Here is a 15,021-nt window from a genome sequence, read left to right on the forward strand (position 1 = left end):
GCGGCTGCGTCCGGTGCCGGTGGGTGTGGCGGGTGAGTTGTATCTGGCGGGCTCGCAGTTGGCGCGTGGTTATGTGGCGCGTCCTGATCTGACCAGTGATCGGTTCGTGGCGAATCCGTTCGGTTCTTCTGAGCGCATGTATCGCACCGGTGACCTGGTGGCATGGACCGCTGATGGTGAGTTGGAGTATCTGGGCCGCACCGATTTCCAGGTGAAGTTGCGTGGTCTGCGTATCGAACTCGGTGACATCGAATCCGCGCTCGACGATCTGGCCGGTATCGCCCGCTCGGCGGTGCTGCTGCGCACCGATGAGTCCGCCGGTGAACAGCTCGTGGGGTATCTGCGCGCCGAGCCGGGCCACAGCATAGATCTGTCGGTGGTGAAAGCCGCGCTCGCCCAACGTATCCCGTCGTACATGCTGCCCAGCGCCTATGTGGTGCTCGATGAATTCCCGGTCAATGCCTCCGGCAAGCTGGACCGCGCCGCGCTGCCCGCACCGGTGCGGGAGATGGCGGTCTTCCGCGCGCCCACCACTGCCGCCGAACAGTTGGTGGCCGATATCTTCGCCGAGGTGCTCGGGATCGAGCGGGCCGGACTCGATGACGATTTCTTCGCCCTCGGCGGTAATTCGCTGAACGCAACGCAGGTCGTCGCTCGCGTCGCCGCCGCGCTCGAGGCCGGGCTTGGGGTGCGGGAGCTGTTCGACGCGCCCACCGTGGCCGCGTTCGCCGCCCGTGCTCTCGCGCGGCGTGGCACCCGGACACAACCGCCGCTGGTCCGCCGGGAGCGGCCGACGCGGATACCGCTGTCACCGGCGCAGCAGCGCATCTGGTTCCTCAACCGATTCCTCGGTGCGGATTCCGGTATCGGCGATGCGATAGACAACATTCCGGTGGCGCTGCGGCTGACCGGTGAACTCGATCGCGCCGCGCTGGCCGCCGCCCTCACCGATGTGGTGCGCAGGCATGAAACGCTGCGCACGATCTACCCGGACGGCGTCGACGGACCCGAACAGCGGGTCCTGGCCGAGGCTCACATCGAACTCCACTCGGAGACCGTCGACGCGGCCGATCTGCCGCATCGGATGACCGCCCTCGCCGCCGAACCATTCGATCTGACAACCGAAACTCCCGTCCGCGCAGCCTTGTTCACCGTCGAGCCGACAGATCAGGTGCTCGTCCTGGTCGTGCACCACATCAGCGCCGATGGCTTCTCCCTCGGCCCGCTGGCCCGCGATGTGATGACCGCCTACACCGCCCGCCGCTCCGGTACCGCACCCGGCTGGGACGAGCTGCCCGTGCAGTACACCGATTACACGCTCTGGCAGCACGAGATCGCCGACTCCGACGAGCACCGTCGCGCGCTCGAGCACTGGCGGCGCACCCTGGACGGCCTGCCCGAACAACTCGAACTGCCCACCGACCGCCCGCGCCCCGCCGTGTCCACCCACCGCGGCGACACCTTCCGACTGCATATCGACGCCGAACTGCACAGCGAACTACGCGAGCTGGCCCGCAAACGCGAGACCACCCTGTTCGGCACCGTGCACGCCGCGCTGGCGGTGCTGCTGTCACGGCTGTCCGGCACCGCCGATATCGCCATCGGCACCCCGGTCGCCGGACGCGGTGAAGCGGCGCTGGACCAGCTGGTCGGCATGTTCGTCAACACACTGGTGCTGCGCAGTCACATCGATAGCAGGCAGCGTTTCGAAACCGTGCTCGACCAGGTGCGGGCCGCCGATATCGAAGCCCTGGCGCATGCCGATGTTCCGTTCGATCAGCTGGTCGAGATGGTTGCGCCCACGCGTGCGCGCAACCGGCATCCGCTGTTCCAAGTGGCGTTGAGCTTCCAGAATTTCGAGCTCCCCGCGCTGGAGCTGCCCGCGCTCGCGGTGCGCCCGATCGATATCGATGGCGCTGCGGCGAAATTCGATCTCCAGTTCACGGTCCGCGAATCCGATCCCGACGGCCGCGCCGACGGCATGGATATCGATATCACCTACGCCACCGATCTCTTCGACGCCGACACCGTCGCAGTGCTCGGTCGTCGGTTCACCCAGGTGCTCGCGGCCGTCGCCGCCGACGCGACGGTGGTGGTCGGCGATATCCAGGTGCTCTCGGCCGAGGAACAGCATCGGGCGCTGCACGAATGGTCGGTCACCGGCGCCGATCGAGCCGCCGAATCCGGCACGCTGGCCGACCGGTTCGCCACGGCCGCGGCCCTCGATCCCGCGTCGGTCGCGGTGCGCGCCTGCGAACAGTCGCTGACCTATGCCGAACTCGACGAGTGGTCGAACCGGCTCGCACGGCGACTGATCGCGGCGGGCGTCGGACCGGAAACGCTGGTCGCGGTGGCCCTGCCGCGTTCGGTGGAGCTGGTGGTCGCGCTGCTCGCCGTGGTCAAGGCCGGTGGCGGGTATCTGCCGATCGACCCCGCCTATCCCGCCGATCGGATCGAATACGTCCTCGACGACGCAAGGCCCATCTGCGCTGTCACCGGCGCGGACACCGAACTGGCGCGCGGCTGGTTCGGCGGCCCGGTGATCGACATCGCCCTCACCGCCGATCCGACCGATCCCGAGTCCGGCCGCGCGCCGATCACCGACGCCGAGCGCCGCGCACCGCTCGATCCGGCCGCCACCGCCTACGTGATCTACACCTCCGGCTCCACCGGACGCCCCAAGGGCGTGGTCGTTCCGCATCGCAATGTGCTGCGCCTGCTGGACAACACACAGCGCCACTTCGAGTTCGGGCCATCGGACGTGTGGACCCTGTTCCACTCCTACGCCTTCGATTTCTCGGTGTGGGAGCTGTGGGGTGCGCTGCTGCACGGCGGCACGCTCGTGGTGGTCGACTACTACACCTCGCGGTCACCGCAGCAGTTCCGCGAGTTGCTCGCCGCCGAGGGCGTGACGGTGCTCAACCAGACCCCGTCGGCGTTCTACCAGCTGGCGGCCGCCGAGCTGGCCGAGCCCGCACGCGAGGATCTTGCGCTGCGGTACGTGATCTTCGGTGGGGAGGCGTTGGAACCGCAGCGCCTCACCGGCTGGTTCGCCCGGTATCGCCGGACGCCTCGGCTGGTGAACATGTACGGCATCACCGAGACCACGGTGCACGTGTCGTATCGGCCGATCGAACCCGGCACCGGTTCGGCCAGCGTCATCGGTGGTGCCCTGCCCGGTCTGGCGGTACGGGTCCTCGATGACCGGTTGCGTCCGGTGCCGGTCGGGGTGCCCGGTGAAATCTACGTCTCCGGTGGACAGTTGGCGCGCGGCTACCTCGGTCGGCCCGCTCTCACCGCGAGCCGCTTCGTCGCGGATCCGTACGCCACCGACGGCTCCCTCGCGTATCGGTCCGGTGATCTCGCGCGCTGGACCGCTGACGGCGAACTCGAATACCTGGGCCGCGCCGACCAGCAGGTGAACCTGCGCGGGTTCCGTATCGAACTCGGTGAGATCGAGGCGGCGCTGCTGGATGAGGCCATGTCGTACGGCACGACGGCGTTCGAGGTCACGGACGGGCACGGCGTGGTTGCGGTGGGTAGCACGTCGGCGGATAGCGCAGGGGCGGTCGATGATTCGAGCGGTATCGCCTCGCGGTCCGCGTCCGCGGGCCGCGATCAACGTGCGGAGAAGGGCGCGGGCACTCCCGGCGGCGCGGAAGCCTCTGCGGTGACAGGTACGCGGTCCGGCAGTGCCGTGATCGGCGAAGCCGCCGTGGTGGTGCGCACCGATCTGGCCGATGAGCCGCGGATCGTCGCGTACCTGGTGGCGCGCGGTGCGGTCGATACCGCCGCGCTGCGGCAGGGATTGGCGCGCAGGCTGCCGGAACACATGGTGCCCGCGGCGATCGTGCCGGTGGAGCGGATTCCGTTGACCGTCAACGGGAAGCTCGATCGGGCGGCGCTGCCCGCACCGGTGTTCGAGACCACCGTCTACCGCAGGCCCGCCTCGCCAGCCGAGGAGATCGTGGCCGGGGTGTTCGCCGAGGTGCTCGGGCTCGATACGGGGGCCGGGCAGCGAGTCGGTGCGGATGACGACTTCTTCGAGCTGGGCGGCAGTTCCCTGCTCGCCGCGAAGGCCGTGGCCCGGATCGGGGCGGCGTTCGGGCGGACGGTCGGCGTCCGTGCGCTGTTCGAACATCCGCGGGTGGCGCAATTGGCCGCCGCCGCCCATGCCGATGAGGCGGAGCCGAACCGGCCGCCGCTGGTGGCGGGTGTGCGCCCGGCGCGGCTGCCGCTCTCGCCCGCACAGCAGCGCATGTGGTTCCTGAACCGTTTCGATCGCGCGTCGACCGCCTACAACATTCCGCTGGCCCTGCGGCTGTCCGGTGCGTTGGATATCGCGGCGCTGCGGGCCGCGGTGAGCGATGTGCTCGGCAGGCACGAATCGCTGCGCACCCGCTATCCGGAGACCGACGGCGCGCCCCAACAGCTGATCGTGCCCGCCGCGCAGGCGAACACCGATCTCGAAGCGACCACCGTGACCGAGGCCGAACTACCGGCTCGGATCCGGGATCTGGCGCAGACCACCTTCGATATCACCGCCGAGGTCCCGGTGCGGATGCGGCTGTTCCGGCTGACCGACACCGAATACGTCTTCGCCGCCGTCCTGCACCACATCGCCGCCGACGGCTCCTCCATCGCACCGTTCGTCCGGGACCTGATGCTCGCCTATTCGGCGCGACTCGAGGGTTGTGCGCCGTGCTGGAACCCGCCCGCGATCCAGTACGCCGACTACGCGCTGTGGCAGCGGACGCTGCTCGGCGCGGAGGACGATCCGCGCTCCACCGCGGCGCGTCAGCTCGCGTACTGGCGCGAGAACCTGGCCGGGCTGCCCGATCAGCTGACACTGCCCACCGACCGTCCGCGTCCGGCCAAGCAGAGCCTGCGCGGCGCCAAGGTCGCCGCCACCCTCGACCCGGAACTGCACGCCGCGCTGACCGTGCTCGGCCGTCGCCACGGCGCCACCCTGTTCATGGTGGTGCACGCGGCATTCGCCGCACTACTGGCGAAATTGTCGGGCAGCGCCGATATCGCGGTCGGCACCCCGGTGGCCGGACGCGGCGCAGTCGAACTCGACGACGTCATCGGCATGTTCGTCAACACGCTGGTGCTGCGCACTCGGGTCGAGGGCGCGGAACCGTTCGACGCGCTGATCGCCCGTGCCAGGGAGACCGATCTGGCCGCGCTCTCGCACGCCGACGTCCCGTTCGAGCGTCTGGTGGAGGTGCTGAACCCGCAGCGCTCCACCGCCCGGCATCCGCTGTTCCAGGTCGGCTACTCCTTCCAGAACCATGAACGCGGCGAACTCCGGCTGCCCGGACTCGATATCGCCGATATCGAATTCGACAGCGGTACGGCGCAATTCGATCTGCATCTGTTCGCCGTCGACCAGTACACCGGCGAGGGAACCCCCGCTGGCATCGAGCTGGCTCTCGGCTATGCCACCGATCTGTTCGAATCCGCCACGGCCGAACGCATCCTCGCCCAGCTGCGCCGGGTGCTCACCACAGTCGTCGCACGGCCGCAACTGGCGATCGGCGATATCGATCTGCTCGCCACCGAGGACCACGCGCGCCTGGCACGGTGGAACGAGACCGCGCATTCCGTGCCCGCGGTGACCCTCGCCGACCTCGCGGCCGTTCGGCCCGCCGATCTCGATCTGGTCGCCGTCATCGACGCGGTCAACGGCGCCCGGCTCACCTACGGTGAGTTCGACGCCCGCGTGAATCGGCTGGCGCGCAAGCTCATCGCCGAGGGTGTCGGGCCGGAAGCCACGGTGGTGCTCGCCATGCGCCGCTCGGTGGCGCTGGTGGTGGCGATGTACGCGGTGGTGCGGGCCGGTGGCGCGTATGTGCCGATCGACCCCGACCATCCGGTGGACCGCATCCGCCATATCGTGGCGACCGCCGCACCGGTGTGTGTGCTCACCACCTCGGTCGACGGTGTGCCGATCGATATCGACCTTCCGGTGCTGGAAACCGACCTGATCGAGCCGGGCTTCCCGGCCCACCCCATCCGCGACGCCGAACGCGTCCGCCCGCTGCGGCCGGGACATCCCGCGTACGTGATCTTCACGTCCGGTTCGACCGGTCTGCCGAAGGGTGTGACGATCCCGCACGCCGCAGTGGTCAACCAGCTGACTTGGCTGCGTGAGCATTTCGGCCTCGGGCGCGACAACCGGGCGCTGCTCAAAACACCGGCGACCTTCGACCTGTCGGTGTGGGAGTTCTGGTCGCCATTGACCACCGGCGGCACGCTGGTGATCACCGCGCCCGGTAGCGAACGCGATCCCGACCGGTTGCGCGCGCTCATCGCCGAATACGGCGTCACGGTGCTGCACGCCGTGCCATCGCTGATCGGGATGCTGGTGGCCGGTGCCGCGCCGATGCCGTCATCGCTGCGGCATGTGCTCGCGATCGGTGAGGCGCTGCCCGCCGCGACGGCCACCGAATTCGCGGCGTGCGCCCGCGGCGGTGCGCCGGTGATTGATGACGGATCGGCCCGTCCGACCGGTGCGGAACCGATCACCGTGCCGGACCGCGATGTGCGTCCCGGCGTTCGCCTGCACAACCTGTACGGACCGACCGAGGCCGCGGTCTCGATCACCACCTACGAGGTGGCCGACGAGCCCGCGCATACCGTGCCGATCGGGCGGCCGGTGTGGAACAGCGGTGTGCACGTGCTCGATACGCGCCTGCGCCCGGTGCCGATCGGCGTCGCGGGTGAGCTGTACCTGTCCGGCGCCCAACTCGCCCGCGGCTACCACGGCCGCCCCGCACTGACCGCGGACCGGTTCGTGCCCGATCCGCATGCGGTGGGCGCGCGGATGTACCGGACCGGCGATATCGTGCGCAGGCTGCCCACTGGCGATCTCGAATACCTCGAGCGCGCCGATTTCCAGGTGCAGATCGGTGGCTTCCGCATCGAACTCGGTGAGGTCGAAGCCGCGCTGCTGCGTAGACCGCAGGTGCGGGCGGCGGTCGCGGTGGCGCGACGCGATGAACGAGCGGGGGACCGGCTCATCGCGTATGTGGCGGTACCGGAGGCCGATTCGGAGCTGGGCGCTCGGTTGCGCACCGCGATCGCGGCCGAGTTGCCCACCTATATGGTGCCCTCGACGGTCATGGTGCTGGAGGCCCTGCCGCTGAATGCCAATGGCAAGGTCGACCGGGCGCAGCTGCCCGAGCCGGTGTTCACCGAGGCGGTATTCCGTGCCCCGGCGGGTGAGCTGGAGCAGGTGGTCGCCGCCACGTTCGCCGAGGTCATCGGGGTGGACACGGTCGGCGCCGATGACGAGTTCTTCGCCCTCGGCGGTAACTCGCTGATGGCGACCAGGCTGGCGGCACGCCTCGCCGCGGCCCTCGGCCGACAGCTGCCGGTCGCAGCGGTTTTCGACGCGCCGACAGTGGCCGGACTGGCCGCCGCGCTGGCATCGTCGACGGGTCCCGCGCGCGCTGCGCTGGTGCGACGCACCGGGACGGGTCCGGCGCGGCTCGCGCCCGCACAGCAGCGCATGTGGGTGGTCAGTCGGCTCACCCCGGATTCCTCGGCCTACCATGTGCCCGCCGCGCTGCGGCTGACCGGCGCCCTCGATCTCGCCGCCCTCACCGCCGCGATCGCCGATGTGATCGTCCGGCACGAGACGCTGCGCACGCGCTATCCGGACACCGCTGCCGGGCCGATCCAAGAAGTGCTCGACGCCGACGCCGTCACCCTCGACCTGACGCCTATCCCGGTGTCCGGCGATGCGCTCGCCTCGACGATCGATGATTTCGTCGCCACCGGCTTCGATATCGCCGCAGCGCCGCCGGTGCGCGCCGCACTGTTCCGCCTCGCCGCGACCGAACACGTGCTGGTGGTCGTGCTGCACCACATCAGCGCCGACGGGTACTCCATCGCGCCCATGACCCGCGATCTGGTCACCGCCTACCTCGCGCACAGCGCCGGTCACTCGCCGCAATGGCGGCCACTGGAGATCCAGTACGGCGACTACAGCGAATGGCAGCACGAGGTGCTCGGTACCGCTACCGAACCGGACAGCCTCGCCGCCGCGCAGCTCGCCTACTGGACCCGCGAATTGCGTGACGCACCGGAGCTGACGGCGCTGCCGACCGATCGGCCACGTCCCGCGCGGCGCGATATGCGCGGCGGAGCAGTCGATTTCGCGCTCGACGCCGCACGCACGGCCACCCTGGACGGTATCGCTCGTGCCCACGGCACCACCGTGTTCTCACTGGTCCACAGCGCCCTCGCGGTGCTGCTGGCCAAACTCTCGGGAACCGGCGACATCGTCATCGGCGCACCGGTGGCCGGACGCGGTGCGCGGGCGCTCGATGAGCTGATCGGCATGTTCGTCAACACCGTCGCCCTACGCACCGCAGTCGATCCGCGCACCCGCTTCGCCGATCTGCTCCGGGCGACCGGTCGCCGCGACCTCGCCGCGCTGGAGCACGCCGACCTCCCCTTCGAACAGGTCGTCGACGCCCTCGGCCGCACCCGCTCGAACAGCTACACCCCGCTGTTCCAGGTGATGTTCACCTACCAGAACCTGCCGCACGGCGTCATCGAGCTGCCCGGACTGGAAGTACGAGCACTCGACCTCGACCTCGCCGAAACCAAATTCGATCTGCACCTCACCGGTATCGAACGCCCCGATCGCGCGGGCATCGACTTCCGGTTCGGCTATGCCAGTGACATTTTCGACGCTGGGACAGTGCGCCTCTTCGCCGACCGCCTGCTACTGGTGCTCGACGCCGTCGCCACCGATCCGGACATGGTCGTGCGCGCCATCGATATCCGTACCGCCGCGGAGCGTGCGGGCCGATCGAGGGGCCGGGCGTCGACAACGGAGGTCGGCTCCGGTGCGCCGAGTGGTTTCGCTGCGCGGTCCGGTGGGGGCCGACCTGGTGGTTCGGGTTCGCAGAGCACCCCGGCCGCCCGAGCCGGTTCGGGCTCGCAAAGTGCCGGGAACGATCCGACCGAGGCAGGTTCGCGGTATCAGCGCGGTTCGATGACGCCCGGTGCTTCGGTCGATCTGCCCGCACTCGTTGCCACTGCCGCTGCCGCCGCGCCGGATGCGACTGCCTTCTCCCACGGCGACAACACCGTCAGCTTCGGGGAGCTCGCCGCCAAGATCACCACGGTCGCCAAGGCCATGGGCGCGGCGGCGAAGCCGGAGGCGCTGATCACCGTCGGCCTCGCCGCCTTGGTGCCCGGAGGGATGGCCGCGCTGGGCTCCGCAGGACTGGTGAAGGCCACGGCGGAGCTGCGTGCGGTGGCGGAAGGAATTGTCGCGGGGTCTGTTTCCGCGACGGGCCCGGCCACCGACCGGGTGGCTGTCGATGCCGTGTCCGCAGGGCGCGGCGACGGGTCGGCCGCTGACGCCGAAGCCGTCACCGCGCTCGCCGGACCCGTGGCCGATACGGCGCGTGGGACGGCGCGGGTGGGCGCCGCCAACACCTCAGATGTCGACTCGGAAGGAAACTGCTGATGACTCACGCGGATTCGATCGCGGCCGGTTCGATCGACATGGACGGCACTGCGGGTGATCTGGTGGCTTTGCGCCGTGCCCACGGTATCGATGATCTGCCCGGACTCATCCATACCGTCGCCGAGATCGACCCGGAGCGCACGGCCATCGCATACGACGGAGTCGCCGTCGGCTATGCCGAACTGGCCGCCGAACTGTCGGCGCTGGACGAGGCCATGGGCGGTGCGCTCGCGGCGGGCGAACTGCTGCCGATCGTGGTGTCCGGCCGGTTCCCCGCACTGCTGGAATCCGCCGACGGCGTCCTGGGTGATCTGCTCGAACAGCTGCTCACCGATGCCGTCATCGTCGCCGCACCCGCAGTGACGCCGCTCGCGCCCGCCGACACGCTGATCAGCCTGTTCGAGGAGCAGGTGCGCCGCACCCCGGACGCTGTCGCCCTGGAATTCGAGGGCACCACCCTCACCTACGCCGAGTTCAGCGCCCGCGTCGACGCGCTGGCGCACCGCTTGCGCGATCTCGGTGTCGGCCCGGACGCGCTGGTCGGGCTGGCTTTGCGCCGGTCGCTGGAACTGCTCGTCGGCATGTACGCGACATTGAAGGCGGGTGGCGGATATGTGCCGATCGACCCGGATCATCCCGCCGAACGCATCGGTTACGTCCTCGAGGTCGCGCGTCCAGTCGTCGTGCTGACCACGGCGGCGGACCATGCGGTGCTGAATCCCGCAGTGCGCGTGTTGATGATGGACGGAGTTGCCGACTCCGCCGCCACGGTCAGTCCGATGGGAGATCCGGCAGGTGATCCAGCGGTGCTGGGTCACGTTGAACGAGGCTCCGCCGCAACGGTCGGCTCGGTGGGAGATCCGGCAGGTGATCCAGCGGTGCTGGGCCACGCTGAACGAGGCTCCGCCGCCACGGTCGGTCCGGTGGGAGATCCGGCAGGTGATCCAGCGGTGCTGGGCCACGCTGAACGAGGCTCCGCCGCGACGGTCGGCTCGGTGGGGGACTCGGCAGGTGATCCAGCGGTGCAGGGTCACGCTGAATACGCCCGGCAGGACCTCTCGTCGGCGTTCGTCGATGCGGGACCCCGCATGGATCACGGCGGGTCGGAGGCACGGACGGGGGAGTTGTGCGGACCCCGGTCCATGCCGCACCGCGATAGCGCAGGCGGTGCGGCGGACCGCGATTCCTCGTGGCCGACTGCCACCCCCGACAACACCGCCTACGTCATCTTCACCTCCGGCTCCACCGGCCGCCCCAAGGGTGTGGCGGTATCGCATCGGGCGATCGTGGCGAATCTGCGGTGGCGGCAGCGGATGTACCGGCTTGGCGCCGACGATGTGGTGTTGCAGAAGACGCCGTTCACCTTCGATGTCTCGGTGTGGGAGTTCTTCTGGCCGTTGCAGGTGGGGGCCCGGCTGGTGATCGCGCGGCCGGAGGGGCATCGGGATCCGGTGTATCTGGCGCGGACGATCGCCGAAGCCGCAATCACGGTGGCGCATTTCGTGCCGTCGATGCTCGCCGTATTCGTGGCCGAGCCGCAGGTCGCGGACGCCATCGACAGCCTGCGGCTGGTGTTCGCTTCCGGTGAGGCGTTGCCCCCAGCGACCGCGGCCGCGTTCCGCGATATCAGCGGCGCCACCCTGCACAACCTGTACGGGCCGACCGAAGCGGCGGTCGACGTCACCGCGCACGAGGTCACCGCCGCCGATCGTGACGGTGTGCCGATCGGCACCGCCGCCGACGACACCGACCTGCTCGTCCTCGACGACAACCTCCGCCCCGTCCCCACCGGTGTGGTCGGCGAGCTATATCTGGCCGGTGTGCAGCTGGCCCGCGGCTACCTGTCACGGCCGGGCCTGACCGCCGACCGTTTCGTCGCCAACCCCGAGGGCGCCCCCGGTGACCGCATGTACCGTACCGGCGATCTGGTGCGTTGGGCCGCGAGCGGCGACGGCGGACCCGACGAGCTGGAATACCTTGGCCGCATCGACTTCCAGGTCAAGCTGCGTGGTCTGCGCATCGAACTCGGCGAGATCGAGGCGGCGCTACTGGATCAGGACGAGGTGGCGCAAGCCGCGGCGGTGGTGCATCACGGCCGGGCGGGTGATCAGCTCATCGCCTATGTGGTCGGTCCGACCACACCGCTCGACCCCACGGCACTGCTCGACGCGGTACGTAAACGCCTGCCCGACTACATGGTTCCCGCCCAGCTCATCGTGCTCGATGAGATGCCACTGAGCCCGAACGGCAAACTGGATCGCCGCGCCCTTCCCGAACCCGATATCGACACCGTCGTCGCCGAATACCGCGAACCGGCCACTGCCGCCGAACACACCGTGGCCGCGATCTTCGCCGAGCTGCTCGGCCACGACCGTATCGGCGCCGATGACGATTTCTTCGCCCGCGGCGGCAACTCCCTCATCGCCACCCGCGCCCTCGCCCGCATCGGTGCCGCGCTCGATATCGCGATCGACGTGCGCGACTTCTTCGACAACCCGACACCCGCGGGGCTGGCCGCGCTCACACAGGCGGAGGTCGACGGTGGCGGCCCGGCGGAGTGCCTGTTGGTCGATGCGCACGCCGATGCTTCGCGTGCCGATCGAGCAGCTGTCGACGAGCCGACCGCCGACGGAATTCCGCGCTCGGTGAGCGAGGGGACAGACGAGCGTTTCGGGACCGGCGTCGCGTCGGCCGATGTACCGGGACCGATCCGTTCGTCGCGACGCGGTGCTCGGCCCGCCCTGGTAGCCGGTCCGCGGCCCGACCGCGTTCCATTGTCTCCGGCGCAGCGCCGGATGTGGTTCCTCAACCGGTTCAGCGTCGAATCCGGTGGCGCGAGTGCCGCGGTCGACAACATCCCGGTGGCTCTTCGGCTGCGTGGGGAGCTGGATGTGGTGGCGTTGTCGGCGGCGGTCGCGGATCTGCTCGCGCGCCACGAAGTTCTGCGCACCGTCTACCCGCGACATGCGGACGGGCCGGTCCAGACGGTGTGTGCGGCGGAGGCGTTCGAGCTGAATGCCGAGCCGGTGACCGATATCGCGGCAGTGGTGCGGGAAACCGCTGGCATCGGATTCGATGTGGCCGAAGAGGTCCCGGTCCGCATCCGCCTGCTGCGCGCCGCCGCCGATGATCACACGCTGGTGCTGGTCGTGCACCATATCGCCGCCGACGGCGTATCCATGGGTCCGCTCATGCGTGACCTGATCACCGCGTATGCCGCCCGCCGCGCCGGGCAGGCACCGGACTGGGCGCCGCTGGCCGTGCAGTACGCCGACTATGCGCTGTGGCAGCAGCGGATGCTCGGTGACGAGGCCGATCCGCGGTCCGAAGCCGCCCGGCAGATCGATTTCTGGACCACCGAACTCGCCGAACTCCCCGCCCAGCTCGATCTTCCCGCGGATCGCCGCCGCCCCGCGCAATCCACCTACCGGGGCGCGGTGCACGAATTCGGTATCGATGCCGAACTGCGCGCGGCGATCGACCGCATGGCGACCGAGACCCGATCCACCCCGTTCATGGTGCTGCATGCCGCGCTCGCGGTGCTGCTGGCCCGGCTGTCGAGCACCACCGATATCGCCATCGGCACCCCGGTCGCGGGTCGCGGTGCGGCCGCGCTCGACGATCTGGTCGGCATGTTCGTCAACACGCTGGTGCTGCGCACCGAGGTGCCCGCCGAGGCCACCTTCGGCGATCTCCTCGCGCATACCCGCGACCGCGATCTGCGTGCCTTCGCCCACGGCGATATCCCGTTCGAGCGGCTGGTCGAGGTGCTCAACCCGGCCCGCTCCCAGGCCAGACATCCGCTGTTCCAGGTGGCGCTGTTCTTCCAGAACATGAACGCGCCGCGCCTCGAGCTGCCCGGCCTGGCCGCCGAAGGTGTCGAATTCGCCGGTGCGGTCGCCAAATTCGATCTCCAGCTGACCATCGTGCCGCGCACCGCCACCGACGGCACACCGGCCGGGTTCTCGGCCCAGTTCACCTACGCCACCGATCTGTTCGACGAACCGACCGTCGCCGAATTCGCGCAGCGTTTCGCCCGCGTGCTCACCGCGGTCACCGATGATCCGCAGGCCCCGGTCGGCGAGATCGAATTGCTGGCCGACGCCGACCGCGACCGTCTGCTGCGGGAATGGAACGACACCCGCTTCCCGGTGACGCCCGAACTGCTGCTCGACGGCTATCGCCGCACCGTCGAACAGCGCCCCGACGCCATCGCGGTGGTGTACGAGGACCAGGAGCTGACCTACCGCGAATTCGACGACCGGGTCAATCAGCTGGCCCGGCTGCTGATGTCGCAGGGTGTGGGTGCGGAGTCGCTGGTCGGTCTGGCGGTGCGGCGTTCGCTGGATCTGGTGGTCGGCATGTACGCGATCATCACCGCGGGTGGTGCCTATGTGCCATTGGATCCGGATCATCCGGCCGAGCGGATCGCGCACATCCTCGATACCGCACAGCCGGTCTGTGTGGTCACCACCAGCACCGACGCGCGGTCGCTGCCCGAGGGCACCACCGCGCTGCACATCGACACCGCCGATCTCACCGGCTTCGACACCACCGCAGTGCGTCCGGCGGAACTGCTGCGTCCGGTGCGGGCGGACCATCCGGCGTACGTGATCTTCACCTCCGGTTCCACCGGCCGCCCCAAGGGCGTGGCCATCTCGCACGCCGCCATCCACAACCAGATCACCTGGATGCTCGCGGAGTATCCGCTCGGTTTCCACGACGTCTATCTACAGAAGACCGCGACCACGTTCGACGTCTCCCTGTGGGGCTATTTCATGCCGCTGCGGGCGGGTGCGCGGCTGGTGGTCGCGACGCCGGACGGGCATCGTGATCCGGCCTATGTCGCGGAAACCATTGCCGCGCAGCGGGTGACGGTGACCGATTTCGTGCCGTCGATGCTGACGGTGTTCGCCGCGCATACCGTGCCCGGCTCCTGCCCGACCCTGCGCGAGGTGTTCGTCATCGGTGAGGCGCTGCCGCCGGAGACGGTGACCGCGCTGCGTGCGGTGACCACCGCCAATGTGCACAACCTGTACGGGCCCACCGAGGCCGCTGTTTCGGTCACCTTCTGGCCCGCCGCCGGATCGATCGAGCGCACCGTGCCGATCGGCTTGCCGCAGTGGAACACTCGGCTCTACGTGCTGGATGCGCGGCTGCGTCCGGTTCCCGCGGTTGTGACCGGTGAGATGTATCTGGCAGGTGATCAGCTGGCGCGTGGTAATGTGCGGCGGCCGGATCTGACCGCCGACCGGTTCGTGGCCAATCCGTTCGGCACCGGTCAGCGTATGTACCGCACCGGTGACCTGTGTGTGTGGCGGGAAGCCACCAGCACCACCCCGCACCGTCTCGATTATCTGGGTCGTACCGATTTCCAGGTGAAGTTCCGTGGTCAGCGGATCGAGTTGGGGGAGATCGAGACGGCGTTGTTGGCGCAGTCGTCGGTGAGTCAGGCGGTGGCGTTGGTGGTGTCGACGTCGCTGGGTGATCAGTTGGTGGCTTATGTGGTGCCCGCGCCTGGTCACGGT

Annotated in this window: 2 protein-coding genes; both read left to right on the forward strand. The window is 69.3% G+C overall.

Annotation, left to right across the window (positions count from 1 at the left end; translation table 11 throughout):
• Window positions 1-9,493, forward strand: a 9,493-nt coding sequence (locus QH168_RS07585; RefSeq protein WP_432421055.1) for an amino acid adenylation domain-containing protein, incomplete at its 5' end; no start/stop codon positions are given.
• A partial coding sequence (locus QH168_RS07590; protein ID WP_280233797.1) for a non-ribosomal peptide synthetase occupies window positions 9,493-15,021 on the forward strand: 5,529 nt, incomplete at its 3' end. The genes QH168_RS07585 and QH168_RS07590, both read left to right, overlap by 1 nt.

The organism is Nocardia cyriacigeorgica (assembly GCF_029868385.1).
GTDB classification, from domain to species: domain Bacteria; phylum Actinomycetota; class Actinomycetes; order Mycobacteriales; family Mycobacteriaceae; genus Nocardia; species Nocardia cyriacigeorgica_F.